Genomic DNA, 20,443 nt, shown 5'->3' with positions numbered 1-20,443 from the left:
GTAAGCTTTAATGAGTGATACAGATACCTTGCTAATGCAAGGAATTGAGCAACAAACAATGGGGCGTTTTACCGAAGACGCCTATTTAAATTATTCCATGTACGTGATCATGGACCGCGCCTTACCGCATGTAGGTGATGGTTTAAAACCAGTACAGCGTCGTATTATTTATGCGATGAGCGAACTGGGTTTGTCGGCTAATGCCAAGTACAAAAAATCAGCTCGTACTGTGGGTGACGTACTCGGTAAGTACCATCCACACGGCGACAGTGCATGTTACGAAGCGATGGTATTAATGGCGCAGCCGTTTTCTTACCGCTACCCTTTGGTAGATGGACAAGGAAACTGGGGCGCGGCAGATGACCCTAAATCGTTTGCAGCAATGCGTTATACAGAAGCGCGTTTATCTAAGTTTTCAGAAGTACTATTAAAAGAGCTTGGCCAAGGCACCGTCGATTGGACACCAAACTTTGATGGCACAATGGATGAACCAGTAGTACTGCCTTCTCGCTTACCGCATATTTTACTCAACGGTATAACGGGTATTGCCGTAGGTATGGCAACCGATATTCCGCCACATAACGTACGTGAAGTGGCTAGTGCATGTTGTTTATTACTTGATAAACCAAAAACAGAGCTTGAAGAATTACTTGAGCTTGTCCATGCACCAGATTACCCAACAGATGCTGAAATAATTACCCCAAAAGCCGATATTCATAAAATATATAAAACCGGTCGTGGGTCAATCAAAATGCGTGCGGTTTACACCGAAGAGCATGGCGATATCGTTATTACAGCGCTGCCGCATCAATGTTCTGGTGGTAAAGTACTTGAGCAAATTGCAGCGCAAATGAACGCTAAAAAATTACCAATGATTGCCGATTTACGTGACGAATCAGATCACGAAAATCCAACACGCATTGTAATTATTCCACGCTCAAACCGCATTAAAGCTGAGCCATTGATGGCGCATTTATTTGCAACCACCGATCTTGAAAAAAATTACCGCGTAAATTTAAATATGCTAGGCCTAGATGGCCGCCCGCAAGTTAAAGACTTGCGCTGTATTTTAAGTGAGTGGCTAACATTTAGACGCGAAACAGTGCGCCGTCGTTTGCAGTATCGCTTAGATAAAGTATTAGCGCGTTTGCATATTTTAGAAGGTTTATTAGCCGCCTTTTTAAATATTGATGAAGTGATTGAAATCATCCGCAGTGAAGATAAACCAAAGCCTGTACTAATGGAGCGCTTTGATTTAACTGATACACAAGCAGAAGCTATTTTAGAATTAAAACTTCGTCATTTAGCAAAACTTGAAGAGTTTAAAATTCGCGGTGAGCAAGATGAACTAGCCAAAGAGCGTGATAAATTAGCGCAAATACTTGGCTCAGAACGTCGTATGTCGACACTGCTTAAAAAAGAAATTCAAGAAGCCGCTGAAATGTACGGTGACGATCGTCGCTCGCCAGTGATTGAGCGCTCAGAAGCGAAAGCACTTAACGAAAAAGATTTAATTCCATCAGAGTCAGTCACTGTTGTGCTATCAGATAAAGGCTGGGCACGCGTTGGTAAAGGCCATGATTTAGATGTACAAGGCTTAAATTATCGTTCAGGTGATGGCTTTAGAGCCTCGGCTCGGGGTAAGAGCAATCAACCGGCTGTATTTTTAGATTCAGCAGGGCGGGCATTTGCAACCGATGCGCACAGTCTGCCTTCGGCGCGTAGCCAAGGCGAACCAATGACAGGTCGTTTTAACTTAACACCAGGTGCTAATTTTGAGCACGTGGTAATGAGTGAAGACGAGCAAGTCTTACTTATGGCGTCAGATGCAGGTTACGGCTTTATTACCGACTTTAAAGATTTAGTGAGTAAAAATAAAAATGGTAAAGCGCTGGTAAGTGTTCCTAAAGGAGGCATATTACTTTCTCCTATTAGGGTGAACGATGTTGCTAGCGATTACTGTATGGCTATTTCTAACGAAGGTCGAATGCTTTTATTCCCACTGCGAGACTTACCAAAATTAGGTAAGGGTAAAGGTAATAAAATCATTTCTATACCAGGTGCTAAAGTACAAGCCCGTGAAGAGTTTGTAAAAGTGCTAGCTGTTGTGCCATTAGGAAGCAGTGTTACGCTTCATGCTGGTAAGCGTAAACTAACACTTAAACCAAGTGATTTAGAGCATTATCATGGTGAGCGAGGTCGTCGTGGTAATAAGTTACCACGTGGCTTACAGCGTGTTGACGAAGCCGTTGTTGAGCTAACTCCTCAAGATGATGAGCCAATAGAAGCCATTAACGAAGAGTAATCAATTACTTTTTGTATAATTAGAAACGGTCTGCATTTGCAGGCCGTTTTTGTTTTAAAATAAAGCACTTAAAGTTTTTCAGCGTACACTTGTGCGCTACTGTCTCGTTTGTGTCACAAAATAACGCTATAATAGTTGTAACTGATTTTTGGAGAAGCCGATTTGCTCGCTGTTATACGTATTTTTATTATGCTGCTATTTATACTATTGAGTTGTTTTTTTGGCTTACTATTGTCGTTAGTAAGGCCATTTCATCCCAATAACGTACACATTATAGCGGGCTGGTTTGGCTCAATGGCTAAAATGATTGGTGTTAAATTAGTTTTAACACGTCATAAAGATGCTGTTGATATTGGTCCTGCCGTTTATGTTGCTAATCATCAAAATAGCTACGATTTATTTACAGTGCCAGCAATGGTGCCCAAAAACTGCGTAAGTTTAGGCAAAAAGAGCTTAAAGTGGATTCCATTTTTTGGTCAGCTTTATTGGCTTTCGGGTAATATTTTAATTGATCGGGCAAATCGTTCAAAAGCAGCAGGTACAATCTCGAAAGCTGCTGAAAAAATAAAGAAAGATGGGTTGTCTGTTTGGGTATTTGCCGAAGGCACACGCAGTTATGGACGTGGATTATTACCTTTTAAAACAGGGGCTTTTCATACTGCTATGAGTGCTGAAGTACCAATAGTCCCGGTGTGTATGAATACAACACATAAAACCATTAAGCTAAATCGTTGGGATAATGGTACAATCTACATTGAAATGTTAGCGCCTATATCACTTGATGAAAGTATTAGCGCGCGCGAGCACGCCCAGAATGTACACAATATTATGGCTGCTAAAATAACTGAATTAGATGCTCAAGTGAGAGATAAATAATGGAAAACTGGCGTGAAATAAGTGAAGACATTGTATCTTCATTACTCGAAGACGGGTCTGACCCTGAAATACTTTATGAAGTAGAGCACCACTTTGTGTGTGAAGATTTCCCTAAATTGGAACAAGCAGCCCTTGCTGCGTTCAAATTGGGTTACGATGTTGAAGAGCCTGCAGAGCTTGAGCTTGAAGATGGCAGTAAAATTTGGAGTTTTGACATCGTTGTTGAAGCCGAACTTGATGTAGACGTGATAATGGAAGACGTTGATAAATTAGCGCAATTAGCCGTCGAATGTGAAGTAGAATATGACGGTTGGGGCACTTACTTTCAAGAGTAATTAGCTGTATAACCATAAATAAAAGGCGAGCATTATAGATGCTTGCCTTTTTTAATGTCTTTTGAAAGTGAGTATTATCGAGGTGTATGATACCAATCGGCAATAGTGCTTAATCAATTTGAGGGATTAAATCTGACGCTAATTGTGTTAAAAATATCTGATATACGACTACATGGTTACAGAAGGTAGAGTCATGTAAGAACAATTAGTTATAACAACTAAATAACTAATTTTTTGTTTTGTTATCGACATGGTTTTTACCTAAAAAAACAGGTCACTTAATTAAGTGAATTGGTATAAGTTCAATGCAGTTAGCGCTGAAAATAACTGCTTGAGATAGATTTATTATCCAGAGTTCAAGGTGATTTAGTAAAAGCTCCAGCATTACCCTACTGTCTTACATCTACACAAAATGAGTAGAAGCCGAGCAAAGCTTCTGTGTCCAGAACATACACCTTAACTATATAGTTATATAGACAAAAAACAAAGAGTCAATCGGCCTAGGGCGAACTCAAAGGGCTGATAATCTGTGGTATTTATGTTGTATTATCGTCTATTTAGGGGAAATAATCACACACCATAGGCTCTGCCTAAAAAATACATTGCTGTATATTTAACCTCGAAAGATAAATAAGTTTTAATACCTCACTAAAATAGGTGAAATGTATGAAAGTGATAACTGAATTTTTATTTTCTTAATAAACTTCATGTACAGGTTAAGGCTTGCTTAAGTGTATTAGTATCTATTTTTTAAAGCATTGACCGTTCGAGCCACATGAATAATTCACTTGCTGCGTTAACCCCCCATTTGAACCTGTATTTTTTACCTTGTTATTAAACCATTTACCCATTGCTTAATTTATTAATGCAACGGGTATGGAGTTTCATGTTTAGAGCATTTTCTATGTTGCCATTGTTAAGTGATTTTTTATCTTATATTTACTTTAAGTAAGTATGCTTAATTGGTCAACCAATGTTAGAATTGTATTTATAAAAAAGACTAGACCAGTATTTTTGTTTATGCAAATTTTAAAATTGTATTTTTTTGGTATACCAATTTTTTGTGTTTTTAATGCTTATTCATTATTTTAAAAAATTTAAATTACATCCTTTTTATATTTTAATTAATATTAGTTACTGTTTTAAATCATTTTTAGTGTGTATTTAATCTGAAATAGAAATGGTATTAATACTTATTACCTATTTAATTAATTATTGCAAATTTATTACAAGAGATATAACTTGTGTCTCGCCACACTGGTAATATCAATTGGTAATTTATTTTTGTAAGTCCAGTTATTGGTTTTTATCTAAAATTAAATTACCGGTTACACAAACACAAACACAAACACAAGTTGAAACCTGTTTACAGGCGGTGATCTAGGTTCGGTGGAAATGCCACTAAACTAGGCAGTTAGATTATTTTCATGTGCAGGTTCGGAGAAATGAAGATAATGATTAATCAAAAATCCCTATTTATTTTTGCAATAATGACTACAAGCTCAAGTTTTTTGCAAGCAGCAACGATTAATAATGCTGGTTTTGAAGACGGCTGGAGTAATTGGAATGAAGTCGAACCAGCAGCTATTTCGGGAAGTGCTTACAAAGGATCCAAATCCTTAAAAATTCAAGGTAGCCCTGGTCGTGTACATCAAGTTGTTGATATAGAAAGAAGCACTCAATACACATTAAGTGCGTACGTACTAGGCAAAGGTGAAATTGGAGTCAATGATCTGAATGGTTTGTTTAAAAGCGAGAAGTTTGATGTTTCTTCGTGGACTAAAGTATCTAAAACCTTTACTTCTGCGAATACGGATTCATTACAAGTTTTTGCTAAACATAATAATAGTTCGAATGATGTACGTTTTGATGATTTTACGTTAAGCAGTGGCGGCTCTGGTGGGGGTGATACTGGCGGCGGTGATACTGGTGGCGGAAGTAATATTCCAAGCAGTATTACAAGTGGTAGTATTTTTGATTTAGAGGGGGATAATCCTAATCCATTGGTTAACGATAGCACATTAGTATTTGTGCCATTAGAAGCGCAACATATTACGCCTAATGGAAATGGTTGGCGTCATGAGTATAAAGTTAAATCTAATTTACGTGTTGCGATGACTGACACTTACGAAGTATTTGAAGCTAATGTTAAAGTTGAAATGTCCGATGGTGGAAAAACTATTGTTGCCCAACACCATGCAAGTGATACAGGCACTATTATGAAAGTGTATGTGTCTGATTCGTCAGAGTCAGGTTTTGATGATAGTACTGCAAATAATGGTGTTTTTGACGTGTATGTACGTTTGCGTAACACCAGTGGTAATGAAGAAAAGTTTGCACTAGGTACTATAACCAGTGGTGGTTCATTTAATTTAAAAGTTGTGAATAATTACGGTGATGTTGATGTAACCGCACTTGGCAGTACTTTTGGTATTCCGGTCGAAGATGATTCCGAATCTTACTTCAAATTTGGTAACTACCTACAATCGCAAGACCCATATACATTAGATAATTGTGGTGAATCGGGTAATTCAAACTCCTTTAAAGAGTGCTTTAAAGATTTAGGTATTACTAAATCTAAAATCACAATGACAAATGTTAGCTATACTCGAGTAACTAAATAATTAAGTATTATTTATAAAGCCACTTTAATTCAAAGTAGAGTGGCTTTTATACTCGTTGATAGTATATGAATTTAATTTATAACCATTTTTTGTTTTTAAAGTAAATGCCAATACTGCCCGTTAATACGATTAAAAAAACCACAAATAACGTAAATGCATATGGACTCTCTGTGCCAGGTATGCCCCCTACGTTCACACCTAATAAGCCAGTTAAAAACCCCAGAGGTAAGAATAAAGCAGCGACAACCGACATGACGTACATGCGCTGATTTAATTGCTCAGACACTTGGTTTGTGATTGTTTGTTGAATAATTTGTGCCCGTTCTATGGCACTATCTAGCTCTTCTAGATAGCGAATAAGCAAATTTGTCGTTTCATTTAACTTTGCTTTATCGTCATCAAATAACCATGGATAGTGGTTGTTCACCATACTGCTTAATGCTTCTTTTTGCGGCCTTAAGTAGCGCTTTAAGGCGATTGTTTGGCGACGCAGTTGCGATAACCCTTGGTTATCAAAAGGTTTACTTGGTTCGTCTATTTCTTCTTCAAAATCATCTAATGTTTCATCAAGCGAATCAATGACGCTTTGCATTCGTGATGTCAATTTTTGTGCTATTGCGCATACTAATTCCGATATGTTGCATGGGCCGGTATTACTACTAAACGATGTTAAAATATCTTGAATTGATAATAATCGACGTTTACGTGTCGTAATTACAATATCTTCATTAATGAAAAAGCGAATTGATACCATATCTTCAGGGCTTTGCGCCGGATTTAAATTCACCCCGCGTAAAAATAGCATGTGACCATTTGTGGCAGATGTAATACGTGGGCGAGTCTCATCTGCGGTTAACGACTCTAGCTCGTAATCTGTTAAAAAATCACAATTTTTAAGCCATGTAACGACTTCTGTTTGACTGTAATCCATGTGTACCCAGAGCTTACCCTGTCCAGGTTTCCAATTATGTAGCTCATCAGTGTTTGAAATGGGGCGTGCACCACCTCGTTCGTCAAGAACTAGGGCGTGGAGTAAACCATTAATCATATTAGTTTCTCATAATAGTGTATTTTTAATACTGTTAACTATAGTGTATCTACTTAATCAAAATAGACTTATCTTTATTTTTAATAAGTTAGTTTTTAAATTAATAAAGCATAAATTTGGTGTGAATTAAATTGCTAGCAAACCAAGATAGTTAACTGTGCAGTAGAAAAATATAGTGAAGTTTGCGGTCGATATTTATCAATCAAATTCACTTGTCGACGGGATAAATTTATTTTGTTGGTGTTTTTTTACCTGTAGCGTATAAGTCACTTTTTTATTAAGGGCACATTTATGACGACAAAGATCACTATTGGTTGGCGTGAGTGGTTGAGCTTACCTGAACTGGGTATTGAGCGAATAAAAGCTAAAATTGATACAGGCGCTCGTACATCATGTATTCATGCTATTAACATTGAAGAGTACGAAGTTGATGGAGAAAAATGGGTTAAGTTTACAGCCCAGCCATTGCAAGATGATGAACAAACGAAAATCACTTGTAATGCAAAGGTTAAAAAAATAAAAAACGTAACAAGCTCAAGTGGACAAAAAGAATTACGTTATTTTATAGAAACAACATTGCATGCGGGTAAGCATAGCTGGCCTATAGAGATGACTTTAACCAGTCGAGCAACAATGAAGTTTAGAATGTTATTAGGGCGTACAGCCATGGAAAATCGTGTCATTGTTGACACGGCTTTATCTCATTTATTATAAAAGTATTGAATTTTATGTCTGAAAATCAGCCATAAATAATTAATGCATACAATTTAGTTAAGGTTTTAACTATGAAAATCGGTATTTTATCTCGTAACAAAAAATTATATTCAACACGTCGTTTAATCGAAGCGGCAGAAGAGCGTGGCCATGAAGTTAAAGTAATCGACGCACTACGCTGTTATATGAATATAAATTCAGAGCAACCAGAAATTCACTATCGCGGTGAAAATTTAAAAGAATTTGACGCAATCGTCCCGCGTATTGGTGCATCGGTTACATTTTATGGTTGCTCGGTACTTCGTCAGTTTGAAATGATGGGTGTCTACCCTGTAAACGAATCCGTGGCAATTTCTCGTTCGCGCGACAAATTGCGCTCGCTTCAGTTACTTTCGCGCAAAGGCGTTGGTATGCCAGTAACAGGTTTTGCTAGCAAACCAGATGATGTAAAAGACTTACTAGAAATGGTAGGCGGTGCACCTGTTGTAATTAAATTACTTGAAGGTACACAGGGCATTGGTGTTGTACTTGCTGAGACGCGTAAAGCGGCTGAAAGTGTTATTGAAGCATTTATGGGCTTAAAAGCTAATATTATGGTTCAGGAATATATTAAAGAGGCAGGTGGTGCAGATATTCGTTGTTTCGTATTGGGCGATAAAGTAATTGCAGCAATGAAGCGCCAAGCACAAGAAGGTGAGTTCCGTTCTAATCTTCACCGTGGTGGTAGCGCGACATTAGTACGTATTACTCCTGAGGAGCGTAAAACAGCAGTTGCAGCCGCTAAATCAATGGGCTTAAATGTGGCTGGTGTCGATTTACTTCGCTCATCTCGTGGGCCACTTGTGATGGAAGTAAACTCATCACCTGGTCTTGAGGGTATTGAGATCGCAACAGGTAAAGATATTGCAGGTATGGTGATTGACTTCATCGAAAAGAATGCTTCAAGTAAAGGAACAGCAACACGTGGCAAAGGTTAAAATTAACCGTCCTTTTACCTTATTAGGTGAACAGATTGGCGTAGGCGAGCGTAAAACGCTTGCCTTAGAAGCCGCAAAGCTTTACACCCATTCACCACTTAATATTCCTATAGAAGTGGTGAATGGTGTAATGGAAGGACCTGTGCTAATGGTCTGTGCTGCTATTCATGGTGATGAATTAAATGGCGTAGAAGTTGTACGCCAGTTACTTGCTAAAATAGATCCTAGTCAGTTACGTGGCACGTTAATCGCTGTGCCTATTGTGAATGTGTTTGGCTTTATTCATAAATCGCGTTACTTACCAGATCGACGTGATATGAACCGCAGTTTTCCAGGCTCTGAACGTGGCTCGTTAGCAGGACGTATGGCTTATATGTTTTTTAATCAAGTAGCAGTACATTGTACGCATATCATTGATTTACATACGGGGGCTATTCACCGGACTAATTTGCCACAAATTCGTGCTAATTTAGCAGATGAAGCAACAGCTGAAATGGCTAAAGCATTTGGCACGCCAGCGGTTATAGATGCATCACTGCGTAATGGCTCTCTTCGCAGCGAAGCGGCTAACTTAGGCATACCTGTTATAACCTATGAAGCAGGTGAAGCACTACGATTTGATCCTATTGCAATTGCAGCCGGTGTGCAGGGCGTTGATTATGTTATGCGTCATTTAAAAATGATTCGTGGCAAACGCCCGAAAAAATTACCAGATCCGATTATTGCAGGTTCTACAAGTTGGATACGCGCAGAAGTTGATGGCATTGTTCGTGCTCAAGTATCATTGGGCGAACGTGTAATTAAGGGCCAAATACTTGCTTATATTAGTAGTCCGTTGGGTGACTCTGAACTTGAGCTTTTAGCACCTAAAGGTGGGATTGTTATTGGCCAACAAACGATGCCATTAGTAAATGAGGGCGATGCAGTCTTTCATCTAGCTTACTTTGCGAGTGACAATGGTTTAGTTGAGCAGCAGCTAGAGAGCTTTATAGACGAAATAAATGATTTAGATGACGAACTTAAAACTGCGGAACTAAATAATTAATCGTTAACTTAAATTCTGTTTAGTTAAGCATTAAAAAGCCGCAGAAGGTAATTACCTTCTGCGGCTTTTTTGTGACTATTATTTTTTAACTATGTTTTTTAGGGCCAATAATACGCTTTATAACAGGCGTTTTTGTTGGTTTTGGTTCTTTATTTAAAACCATGACAGGGCGCGTCACAAATAAATTGTTAGGATAAATAACACGATGGCCATCAATGTGTTCAAGTACTACATTCATCAAACCCATTTCGACAATGCGACCTTCAACATGATTCGCGCCATCAATAATTCGTACCCAATAACCAACGCGGCAGTCGTTTTGAATAAACATTAATAAGAATGCAGTTAAGTTACTTAATAACGACCATGCGGCAAAAAGTGCAACACCTAGCATGGCAAATAATGAGGAGCCAAGTACAAGTAAACCACGTAATTCAATGCCCCAAAATACCAGTACTAAGCATATCATTACACAGGCAAGTATTATTTTAAGCAGTAGTTCTGCGCGCGATTTGTGATGTAAATCTACTTTACCCTTAATGGTTTTTTCGAGAAGCTTTTTAGTCAGCTTTAATAGCAACGGATAAAGTAGTAAGGCGATCAGGGTCACAATCAGTTTATATTGTGTACCAAAAAAATCTAAAATCTCTAACGGTTCCAAAATACATTCTCATATGGGGAGTAAGTAATAATTAAGTAATTAGTTTAACGTTTTAAGATGATGCGAAATAGTTATTTAAAAAGATTTTTTCACATTAACTAACCATTGTACTGAGTCTACATCGTCATAACTATCAAGCGGTGCGGCGATGTCAATGTGGATCATAGTACCTGCGTTAGCTCTGCTTGGGGCTAAGCGTAAACCTATGCCAACATTTTTAAGTACGTGATCGTTCTCGCCATTATCTTTGTCGTTAAACCACGCTCGGCCAACGTCAATAAACCCAGCGCCACCTACTTTAAATAGCTGAAGCAAATCGTACTCCCAATAATAGCGTTTTTCTAAACTAACTAAAAAACTGCGATCGCCGTGTTGATAATCCATAGGGTAGCCTCGTAAACCAGTTTCACCACCCAAAGTAAGTTGTTGGTCGGCAGTTAAGTTTTTAGCATATTGCAAACGCCCTTTTACATACCACGATTGATCAACACTGGTGTTTAAGTAGTATTGAATTTGACTAGTGGCCCTAAAGTTTTCTAATTGTTTGTGTTCTTTATTCCAATATCCTTCAATGTCAGTGTTAAAACGCCATAGAGTATTATCGCCAGAAAAATGTGCTTTTTTAAAATTTAATGAATAAATAGCACGACTATCATCATCACTCAAAGATTCATCAGAGTAACCAACAAGGGCTTTAACATTCCAGCCTAGGTTTAAATCTTCAGTGCGGTACATACTGTCGAAATTGCGTACTTTTATAAAGTTATCTTCAAACCAGTGGCCGCTTATAAATGGGTAACTTAAACTTCTGTCATCGGCAAGTGGTGCAAAGGTGGTGTCTATAGCTTCAAAGGTATGCTGCTCGTCGGTATAACCTAAGGTTAAGCGCTGGGTCCAGTTATTATTAAGCGCTTTAGAGTGCCCTATAAATGCACTGGTTAAATCGCTAGTTTGATCAAATTCGCTAAACTCTTCGCCGCGTTTATATAATGACTCTTCGCGCTGTTCTGAATAGCTTAAAATACCGTAACTAAGAGGGGTGTCAATTGCGTAAAATGGATAGGTTAACTCAAGTAAATGGCGCTTGCCATCGCTGTTATCGGCGTACTCTAGACGGCCGCGGTAGCGAGTAGATAAAATATTAGGATCGTCGTAAACAAATAAGTAACCACTGCGGTCGCTGTCAGTCGTGCGTGAAAACGATAGGCGTTTACCCCAACCAAAGAGGTTTGATTCTCTAAAGCCAATGCTTGATTTATTTTCACCACCGCTGCGGCTAAAGTTTATTTCAGGTAGAAGCGTCCATAAATCACGAGTCACTACCTTTACATCAATGTCACCATCGCAGTTCTCAGTTGCACTAATTTGGGCGTCATATAAGTAACTTTCTTTGCGTAGGAGGCGCTCTGATTCAGCTAATTTTTTAGCATCATATTTATCGCCGGTGGCAAACAGTAGGAGGTTATTAATTACATCCGGTTCGGTTTGAATATGTGCGCGGTTGGCAAAGCGAAATAATGCATTATTTTCTTCTTCGAGTTCGGTATTAAATACATTGAGTTGCTTAAGTGAAATAGTGGCAATTTTAGCATTGGGTTTAGCGCTTACAATGGAGATATCGTCGTTGAGTTGGCGGCGTAAGTTTTTATTATTAGAGTGGTCTAACTTTTCAACTTGGCAACGAGTATTATCATGAGTTTGTGCTAATGCGCTTTGCATGAATAAGGCTAAAATACTTAAGCTAATACAGTACTGTGTGATCCATTTCTTAGTTACCATTCAAACCCTTTACTGCTACGTAGCAAATTACTACCGTAATATCAGCTTACATCATAGTTACTAAAATGTAAGTTAAAAGTATTGAGTTTGAAAATTAAATATAAGGACTTTGAACTAAAGCCGCTAACTTAAATAAAAGGTGAGTGCAGCAAGTAGATGATCGGCTTCAGTGCCTTCTCCATTTATCCAAATACTTTGGCTGTAGTGCTCATAGTTTAAATTAAAGGTTTGCTGCTGGTAGCTAAAGCGAACTTGATGACGGTCAGCACCAGCAGAATACTCGTTGAGCGTTATATCGTCTGAATGTAAAAATAATGTACTCCACAGCTCAAAGTCTTCGTCATGCGGAGGCTCGATGGGCGTAATTACAATACATTTATGAGTATGGTCGTATTCTATTTTTGTCATAATGCTCTTAATTTGTAGCTAAGTAATTACGAATTGCAGTTAAAAAGGCGCCGCCATATTTATTTAATTTAGTGAAACCAACTCCCGACACTTTTAAAAACTCACTGTCATTTGTTGGCATAAGCTGCGCCATTTCAGCCAAGGTTTTATCATTAAATACTACATACGGTGGTACATCGTCGGCATCAGCAAGTTCTTTACGCAGTGCTCTTAAGCGGGCAAAGAGCTTTTTATCATAATTAAATTGCGCTAATTTATCTTGGTACACGTGCTTGGCTTGCAGGCGAGGTTCAGCCAATTGCAAAGCATATTCACTTTTTAAAATTGCACGCGCGGCTTCTGTTAATCTAAGTGACGCACCTTGTGTTATATCTTGGCTTAGTAAACCCTGATGAATAAGTTGACGTAAAATACTAAGCCAAAATTCACTGCTTTTATCTTTACCGATACCGTAAGTACTTAACTCATGATGGTTGTTATCGCGTATGCGGCTCGTGTTTGCACCGCGAAGTAATTCTACAATATAACCTAGGCCAAAACGTTGCTCAGCTCTATACACACACGAAAGCGCTTGCTGTGCGACTAACGTACCATCAAAGCTTTTAGGTGGGTTTAGGCAGATATCACAGTTGCCACAAGGTTCGCGCTGGTATTCACTAAAGTAGTTTAGCAATATTTGGCGGCGACACGTTTGTGCTTCAGCAAAGCTAGCCATGGCGTTAAAGCGTTGTTCTTCTACACGGCGACGTTGTTCGTCATCAATGTCTTCAAAAAAGCGCCTTACACGGCCAATATCAGCCGGATCAAAATACATGATGGCTTCTGCGGCAAGGCCATCTCGCCCAGCTCGTCCTGTTTCTTGATAGTACGACTCTATACTTTTTGGAATATCGTAATGTAATACAAAGCGTACGTTAGGTTTATTAATCCCCATCCCAAAAGCAACAGTTGCTACTACAATTTGAATGTCGTCGCGGGCAAACCCAGTTTGCACAAATTGTCGTTGTTCGTTGCTCATACCTGCATGGTAAGCGGCAGCGTTTAGCCCTGCGTCTGCAAGTTTTTCAGCAATGTCGTCTACGCGCTTACGACTGGTGCAATAAATAATACCGCTTTGGTTTTTTTGCTCTTTTAAGTAGCGAAGCAGTTGCACCATAGGTTTAAATTTTTCTTCTATGGTGTAACGAATATTGGGACGATCGAAGCTACCAGTATGAATATAAGGCTGCTGTAGTTTTAGTTGCTCAACGATATCAAACCGGGTCGCTTTATCAGCCGTGGCGGTAAGCGCCATCATAGGAACATGTGCAAAACGTTGCTTTAATTCGTTTAAGCGAAAGTAATGAGGTCTAAAATCGTGACCCCAATGCGACACACAGTGCGCTTCGTCAATGGCAAATAAGCTCACATTTAAATGCGATAAACGTTCTAAAAAGTCACGCTGCAATACTTTTTCAGGCGCAACATATAATAGTTTAATTAAACCTTGGTGAAGTTGTTGATACACCAATTGCTGTTCTTCTCGCGCTAAGCTGTTATTAACGTAAGCGGCTTTAACGCCAAGTGCTTGGAGTTGCGTTACCTGATCTTGCATTAGTGATATAAGCGGAGATATAACAATGGTCACGCCTTCAAGCACTAAAGCGGGTATTTGATAACACACAGATTTCCCACCACCTGTGGGTAGCAATACAAGCGAGTCATGCCCATTTATAGCTGCATCAATAACTGCTTTTTGACCGTCGCGAAATTCGCTGTAGCCAAACACTTGTTTGAGGACAGTTTCTGGTTTACGCACAAGCGTACTAGAAGGTGGTGTTAATGTATTCATTGGCGGGTATTTTAGTGGTTTTTTAACGAGATGTCTTTAGCTGAGTTACTTGATGAATTATTTAAGTGGAGTCTCGTAGTTTTGCACTATGTATGTTTTACTCATCTTACCAGTTTTGGCATAGAGAATAATAATGAATAAAGAAATGTTAATTGAACAAGTTGGGGCGTTGTTTGTAAATGGCATGCCGTTTAATCAGTTTTTACAAATATCGGTAGAATCACTGAGTCCTGAACAAGCAAAAATTACCTTTCCTTGGCAGGATGTATTTATTGGTAATCCAGCGCAAAAAATATTACACGGAGGTGTTATTTCAGCCGTGCTTGATAATGTGGGAGGAATGCTTGCTGCAGCAAGTGTGATTGATAAATTAACAGACTTAGATATTGGTAGTGTGCAAGCGAGGCTAGCTACGCTTGGAACCATCGATTTACGCACCGATTATTTACGCCCAGGCAAAGGCGAAGTGTTCACCGCGAGTGCAACGCTTATTCGTTCAGGCAACAAAGTGTGTGTATGTCGAATGGAGTTACATAATGAAAAAGCAATTCAAATTGCGTTTGGTACTGGTACGTATTTAGTTGGATAAACAATCCATGGAGAGTAAACTAGCGACCTTTTAGTATCACTAAGTGTTTTTATTATGTCGATTGATACAGAGCAGCGTAAAGGCGCTGTTTTTGCTTGCCTAGCATTTGTGATGTGGGGGTTAGCACCTATATACTTTAAATTTATCCAGCATGTGTCAGCTTTTGAAATATTAATGCATCGCGTTGTTTGGTCTGTCGTTTTTTTAGTACTTGTGGTAAGTATTCTTAAATATTGGCACAAAATAAAGCGTATTATTGTTCAGCCCAAACTAGTGTTAATGCTTGTTATTACTTCAGCGTTACTGGGGTTTAATTGGGGACTTTTCATATGGGCGATAAATAATAACCATATGCTGGATGCAAGCTTGGGGTATTACATAAACCCATTGTTAAATGTATTGCTGGGTATGCTTTTTTTAGGCGAGCGTTTACGTAAGTTTCAGGGCGTTGCCGTTGCACTCGCGTTTTCGGGAGTATTATTGCAACTCGTTAGCTTTGGCTCGTTTCCGGTAGTTGCTTTTTCATTGGCAATATCATTTGCACTTTATGGCTTATTACGTAAAAAACTCCCCGTTGAAGCTCTGCCAGGGATATTGCTTGAGGCACTTATATTATTACCTGTAGCGCTTGTTTATTGGTGGTTAATGGCGCCTTCTGACACATCAAGCCTTCCCGCTAACGATTGGCATACTAATGCGTTACTAATTAGCGCGGGCATTATAACTACATTACCGTTATTGTGTTTTACTGGCGCAGCTAAGCGTTTGCAATACACTACATTGGGCTTTTTTCAGTACATTGGGCCAAGCTTAATGTTTATGCTCGCAGTGGTGTTTTACGGTGAGGTATTTGATGCAGAAAGATTAGTTACATTTGCATGTATTTGGAGTGCGCTCGCTATATTTAGTTGGGATTCTTACCATCAATCACGCAAACGAAAAAAAGCGGCAGTGGCGACAGCACAAGTGGCTAGTTAACTATTTTAGCTAATAATTTTGTTACGGCCAGTTTCTTTTGCATCATAAAGTTTTAAGTCGGCCTGTTTTAATAGTTCATCAATTTGATAAACAGGCCCTGACGAAAAACCAATAGAGATTGTGAATCTAATGTTGGCTTTACTAAATTGTTGGCTATTACCTTCTATAAAACACCTAAATCCTTCAAGTTTTTTGAGTGCTTCTTGTTTATCGGTATCGGCAAAATAAACAGCAAACTCTTCGCCCCCCAAGCGTGCTACTAAATACTTTTTAAAGTATTTGCTAAAACAAATAGATAAACCTTTTAATACTTCGTCGCCTGCATCGTGGCCATAGGTATCATTAATTGCTTTAAAATGATCAATATCAAGCATAGCTAATGCGCCATTGCCGTTATCAAGTTCAATTTTTTTAAGGGATTTTCTAGCCTCTTCAAAAAAGTAACGACGATTGGGGATTTTTGTGAGGTAGTCTGTATTAGCTTGGTTTTTTATGGTTGCTAAAAGCGTTAACATATCGACGTTTTGGCTTAATCGACAATAAAACTCCTCACTATTGAAAGGCTTATGTAGGTAATCATTTGCCCCATTTTTTAAGAATAAGGTAGATAAATCTGAAGAATCAGCACCTGAAATGCCAATTATTGCTTTTTCATCGTTATCATATAAACGCCTGATTTCTGTGCATAGTTCATCGCCGTTCATATTAGGCATTTCATTATCAGTGATAATAACGGAGATATCAGGTGATGCTTCAAGCATAACAAGTGCTTGTTTACCATCTTCAGCTTGTAAAGTTTGATATTTATGACGGGTTAACAAGCTACATATATACTGTCGTGTGGATAAAGAGTCGTCAACAACGAGTACTTTTACATTTTCGTTTCGAGGTAGTCGTAATAGCTGTTTTTCGAGATACTGATACGCTTGTTTATTTTCTTTGATGATGTAGTCAATTATAGGGTATTTTTCTACTGTATCGCGTGTTTTTTTATCAATATTACCCGTCATTACAATCGTTGGAATTTCAGCGTCGATAGTACAAGGAACTGCTTCGCCATTAGGCGCATCAGGTAAAATAAAGTCAACTACAGCACAAAAGTAGCTATTTTTACTGATAAGTTCTTTTGTTTGAGTTAGAGATTCAGCTATATCTACTTCATAACCCGCTTTAAGCGCGATGTGTTTTTGCACCCGCGCTATTGTTGGCGTATCTTCAACTATTAGTATTCTTCGCGTCACGTCACAACCTTGTTTATATTTTTGCAAAAGTATTTGCTTATACAAGTTGTAACTGCTAAAACGCAAAAAAGCAAATAAGTGAAGAGCTTATAGGTTATCTGCTTCAGAATAATACTCTTGGCTTATAGGAGCTGGCCCTGATATTTTTGAGCGGCCAAATAGGGTATGAAACTTACTCTTACATGTTGTAAGTTTAAGGTATTTAACCCAAGCACGCTCAATCGGATTTGTTGGCTCTAAAGTCCCCATTGCTACGGCTAAAAATTGTTCTTGGTGTTCGTTTTGTGGCTCAATAGTTTTGTTGTGTAAGCCTTTTAAAACAACGCCATGTTGGTCTAATATGCTGGCTTCTAATAAGGTGAAGTTTCCACTACGGCTAAAACCGCGTGGGAAGTTGTGATCATCATAAAACTGACGTTGGCTAACAAATGCTTGACGAAGTAGTGAAATATCATTGCTCATAGCTTTATCCTCATGCCTTAGTAATTAGCTGGAGTATGATGCAAGTTTGGCAATTTATTAAACAAGTTATTTTTATCGTGAGGATAAAAAATTGGATATAGATTTATTAAAAACATTTGTTGAAGTTGTGCGTACACGTCACTTTGGCAAAGCAGCCGAAAACCTTTATATCACCCAATCTGCGGTGAGCTTTAGGATTCGTCAGCTAGAGCAGGGACTTGGGGTTAATTTATTTATACGCCAGCGTAATAATATTCAACTTACAGCGCCGGGTGAGCGTTTGTTGCCACATGCTCAAATGATTATTACGGGTATGCAACGCGCCAAAGTAGATGTTGCGCTTGCCGATAATATGCATAAGCAAATTAGCTTAGCAGGAACGCCTAATATTTGGGATGCTTTTTTACAGTTTGGTATAACAAATATTGTATCGGCGATGCCGGGCGTGTCATTAGTCGCAGAAGTTAAAGCACAACAAGAAAGCACTCGGTTGCTATTAGAGCGAACTCTCGATTTAGCCATTTTATTTGATCCGCCTAAAGTAGATGAATTAGTAGTAGAGCGAATTTGTGAACTGCCTATTATTCCAGTGAGTGGCTATGATACTGCAACTAACGAAAACTTTTTTGATAACCAATATGTATATGTTGATTGGGGAACAACTTTTTCACTTTGGCATGCGCGTCAGTTTACAGGTAAAACGCCGCCTTACTTCAGAACAAGTACTGGTCGTATAGCACTTGATTTAATATTACAGTGCGGCGGGAGTGCGTTTATTCCTCAAGTACTTGTAGAGCATCATTTAAATAAAGGTGATTTATTTCATGTTAAAGATGTAAAAAATACGTCACGAGATGTATTTATTGCCTATCATAGAGATAATGAACAGAAAGAATTAATAGAAACGTTGGTAAATTTGTTATCACAAATGACACCTAGCTTGACGTTGGAGCCTAATTTATAGGTACAAATGAGTTGCTGAGTATCGATGTTATTTTGATTTCATATTTAATGCACTTTTATTAATTTAAAATTACAGAAATATTTCGATTGTAATATTTCTGTAATTTTACAGTGACAAACTGCTGCTGTTTTAAAATTAGTCTTTTGTGATTATCCAAGGAAATAACATGAAATTTGTAAAATCGAGCTTATGTTTAGCGCTATTAAGTGGCTTATCTTTTAATGCTCTTGCTGATGTAGACGTGTACGGCAAAGCGAATGTAACTATTCAATCATCTGATGACGGTGAAGGGTCGTTCACTGAAATTAAAAGTAATAATTCTCGCTTTGGTCTTAAAGGTTCTGAAAAGATAACAGAGGGCTTAGAGGCTGTTTATAAATTTGAGTTTCAAGTTGACGTATCTGATGCGGACTCAAAGGGTGATAATGATGACAATATTTCTGCGCGTAACCAATATATAGGGTTAAAAGGTGCATTTGGCCAAGTTGTTGTTGGTCGACACGATACTGCACTTAAGTTATCTCAAGGTAAAGTTGATTTATTTAGCGACCTTGAAGGCGATATTAAAAGTATATTTAAAGGCGAAAATCGTTTAGGTGATTCTGTTACTTATTCATCAAATACTTACGAAGATTTTAGAGTACTTGCTACTTTTATTGCAGAAGATGATGAAGATGCAAAAAATGGCTATTCACTAGGACTTACTTATGGCGATTCTTCACTTAAAAAGAGTAAAGTATATGCATCAATTGGTGTTGATAGTGAAGTAAATGGCTACGATGTAGTTCGTGCAACTGTTCAAGGTAAAATTGATGATTTTAAAGTAGGCGCAATGTACCAAACACAAGAAAAAGTAGACGGCAGCGCAGAGGCTGACGGGTACTTATTAAGTGCAGCTTACATAATGGGAAACAATACATTTAAAGTGCAATACCAAACTATGGATTTTGACGACAGCGATGATAAGTCAGCAATCTCAGTAGGTGTTGATCACAAGTTAAATAAAAATATTAAAGTATTTGGTTTTTACTCGGGCTTCGACATGGACAAAAACGTTGACCAAGATTACTTAGGCTTAGGTATGGAATACAAGTTTTAACTATTCGCTAAATTAGTTAAAACACTCCCTTTTTAACCGCACTCTTTTGAGTGCGGTTTTTTTTGCTTTAAATTATTTACTTAGCCGCCCATAATAGAGCTTAATTTGGAATGAGGTGCGAGTCCTCGACTGTTCCCGCAACTGTAATTAGCTGAGCTGTAAGTCAGATACAAATGGTATAGTACCAATTTTATTAAAAACATGATCTTTTTAGTGAATTAAATAACTTACTAACTTCGTTAAAAATTATTCATATAGAACAACTATATGTCATAATTTCCGCCTTGTTATTAAGCTGTTTATTTGTCGCTATAATAAATCACTAATTTAATGCAATTGGTATGAATTCTTTTAACGAGCGGGTTTACTCATTTTTCTTGTAGTGCATTAGTATTTTTATCGCATTTTTGGTGAGTTTAACCTAGGGTCTGTCGAACTTTGCGGATTAAAATTTGTTCAAACTAGGGGCTATTTAATCGCGGCGCGAGGTTTGTAACCTAGTGGGCT

18 protein-coding genes and 1 riboswitch are annotated in these 20,443 nt (G+C 38.2%); of the genes, 11 read left to right on the top strand and 7 right to left on the bottom strand.

Going from position 1 to position 20,443, the window contains the following annotated elements; genetic code table 11:
• Positions 1 to 10 precede the first annotated feature (10 nt).
• From parC to DO88_RS01960, 4 genes are all read left to right on the top strand, one after another.
• On the top strand, positions 11 to 2,305 hold the full coding sequence (gene parC, locus DO88_RS01945) for a DNA topoisomerase IV subunit A (RefSeq protein WP_007376505.1): 2,295 nt from the start codon (positions 11 to 13) through the stop codon (positions 2,303 to 2,305).
• 162 nt (positions 2,306 to 2,467) lie between these two features.
• On the top strand, positions 2,468 to 3,181 hold the full coding sequence (locus DO88_RS01950) for a 1-acylglycerol-3-phosphate O-acyltransferase (protein WP_007376504.1): 714 nt from the start codon (positions 2,468 to 2,470) through the stop codon (positions 3,179 to 3,181).
• Entirely contained in the window at positions 3,181 to 3,516 is a 336-nt protein-coding gene (gene rraB, locus DO88_RS01955; RefSeq protein WP_007376503.1) for a ribonuclease E inhibitor RraB, read from the top strand. The genes DO88_RS01950 and rraB overlap by 1 nt, the downstream gene beginning before the upstream one ends.
• 1,454 nt (positions 3,517 to 4,970) lie before the next feature.
• A complete protein-coding gene (locus DO88_RS01960) occupies positions 4,971 to 6,140 on the top strand; it encodes a polysaccharide lyase family 7 protein (RefSeq protein ID WP_033040843.1) in 1,170 nt (389 codons plus the stop codon).
• Positions 6,141 to 6,216: 76 nt separating this feature from the next.
• Here the strand turns inward: DO88_RS01960 and DO88_RS01965 are convergent, their stop codons facing one another.
• The gene (locus DO88_RS01965) at positions 6,217 to 7,188 is read right to left on the bottom strand and encodes a zinc transporter ZntB (protein WP_033015796.1); all 972 of its coding nucleotides are present in this window, start codon (positions 7,186 to 7,188) and stop codon (positions 6,217 to 6,219) included.
• A gap of 291 nt (positions 7,189 to 7,479) precedes the next feature.
• Here DO88_RS01965 and DO88_RS01970 point away from each other — a divergent pair, with 291 nt between their 5' ends.
• The 3 genes from DO88_RS01970 to DO88_RS01980 all read left to right on the top strand — a co-directional run bounded on the left by DO88_RS01970 (position 7,480) and on the right by DO88_RS01980 (position 9,924).
• Positions 7,480 to 7,902 carry an ATP-dependent zinc protease family protein gene (locus tag DO88_RS01970; RefSeq protein WP_007376500.1) on the top strand — a complete coding sequence of 141 codons (423 nt, stop codon included), beginning with the start codon at positions 7,480 to 7,482 and terminating at the stop codon, positions 7,900 to 7,902.
• A gap of 71 nt (positions 7,903 to 7,973) precedes the next feature.
• Entirely contained in the window at positions 7,974 to 8,879 is a 906-nt protein-coding gene (gene rimK / locus DO88_RS01975; RefSeq protein WP_033040841.1) for a 30S ribosomal protein S6--L-glutamate ligase, read from the top strand.
• Complete coding sequence (locus DO88_RS01980; RefSeq protein ID WP_007376498.1) at positions 8,866 to 9,924, top strand: succinylglutamate desuccinylase/aspartoacylase family protein; 1,059 nt, start codon at positions 8,866 to 8,868, stop codon at positions 9,922 to 9,924. The genes rimK and DO88_RS01980 overlap by 14 nt, the downstream gene beginning before the upstream one ends.
• Positions 9,925 to 10,009: 85 nt before the next feature.
• Here DO88_RS01980 and DO88_RS01985 read toward each other — a convergent pair whose 3' ends face one another.
• From DO88_RS01985 to recQ, 4 genes are all read right to left on the bottom strand, one after another.
• The gene (locus tag DO88_RS01985; RefSeq protein ID WP_033040840.1) at positions 10,010 to 10,585 is read right to left on the bottom strand and encodes a mechanosensitive ion channel domain-containing protein; all 576 of its coding nucleotides are present in this window, start codon (positions 10,583 to 10,585) and stop codon (positions 10,010 to 10,012) included.
• Between the two features lie 75 nt (positions 10,586 to 10,660).
• Entirely contained in the window at positions 10,661 to 12,364 is a 1,704-nt protein-coding gene (locus DO88_RS01990) for a BamA/TamA family outer membrane protein (RefSeq protein ID WP_008136376.1), read from the bottom strand.
• A gap of 123 nt (positions 12,365 to 12,487) precedes the next feature.
• Positions 12,488 to 12,772 (bottom strand): DUF3630 family protein, encoded by a 285-nt coding sequence (locus DO88_RS01995; RefSeq protein ID WP_007376495.1) that lies wholly within the window; start codon positions 12,770 to 12,772, stop codon positions 12,488 to 12,490.
• Between the two features lie 7 nt (positions 12,773 to 12,779).
• The gene (gene recQ, locus DO88_RS02000; protein ID WP_007376494.1) at positions 12,780 to 14,603 is read right to left on the bottom strand and encodes a DNA helicase RecQ; all 1,824 of its coding nucleotides are present in this window, start codon (positions 14,601 to 14,603) and stop codon (positions 12,780 to 12,782) included.
• 133 nt (positions 14,604 to 14,736) lie between these two features.
• On the opposite strand from recQ, the gene DO88_RS02005 reads away from it, so the two are divergent.
• Together DO88_RS02005 and rarD are read left to right on the top strand one after the other, a co-directional pair.
• Positions 14,737 to 15,192, top strand: a complete 456-nt coding sequence (locus tag DO88_RS02005; RefSeq protein WP_007376493.1) for a thioesterase family protein — start codon at positions 14,737 to 14,739, stop codon at positions 15,190 to 15,192.
• A 54-nt stretch (positions 15,193 to 15,246) separates the two neighbouring features.
• On the top strand, positions 15,247 to 16,170 hold the full coding sequence (gene rarD, locus DO88_RS02010) for an EamA family transporter RarD (protein ID WP_007376492.1): 924 nt from the start codon (positions 15,247 to 15,249) through the stop codon (positions 16,168 to 16,170).
• A gap of 5 nt (positions 16,171 to 16,175) precedes the next feature.
• On the opposite strand, the gene DO88_RS02015 is transcribed toward rarD, so the two are convergent.
• Entirely contained in the window at positions 16,176 to 17,411 is a 1,236-nt protein-coding gene (locus tag DO88_RS02015; protein WP_007376491.1) for a response regulator, read from the bottom strand.
• 87 nt (positions 17,412 to 17,498) lie between these two features.
• Positions 17,499 to 17,873 carry a DUF413 domain-containing protein gene (locus DO88_RS02020; RefSeq protein WP_007376490.1) on the bottom strand — a complete coding sequence of 125 codons (375 nt, stop codon included), beginning with the start codon at positions 17,871 to 17,873 and terminating at the stop codon, positions 17,499 to 17,501.
• A 91-nt stretch (positions 17,874 to 17,964) separates the two neighbouring features.
• Here DO88_RS02020 and DO88_RS02025 point away from each other — a divergent pair, with 91 nt between their 5' ends.
• Positions 17,965 to 18,837 (top strand): LysR family transcriptional regulator, encoded by an 873-nt coding sequence (locus DO88_RS02025; protein ID WP_033031370.1) that lies wholly within the window; start codon positions 17,965 to 17,967, stop codon positions 18,835 to 18,837.
• A gap of 166 nt (positions 18,838 to 19,003) precedes the next feature.
• Positions 19,004 to 19,936: a porin gene (locus tag DO88_RS02030; RefSeq protein ID WP_033040839.1), complete on the top strand. Its 933-nt coding sequence runs from the start codon at positions 19,004 to 19,006 to the stop codon at positions 19,934 to 19,936.
• A 43-nt stretch (positions 19,937 to 19,979) separates the two neighbouring features.
• A riboswitch (cobalamin riboswitch) is annotated at positions 19,980 to 20,129 on the top strand.
• Positions 20,130 to 20,443 lie beyond the last annotated feature (314 nt).

The organism is Pseudoalteromonas sp. S3431 (genome assembly GCF_000690035.1).
Classification (GTDB): Bacteria; Pseudomonadota; Gammaproteobacteria; order Enterobacterales; family Alteromonadaceae; genus Pseudoalteromonas; species Pseudoalteromonas fuliginea.
Note: the sequence above shows the minus strand (reverse complement) of the source record. Positions and strands in the feature narration are given on the sequence as shown.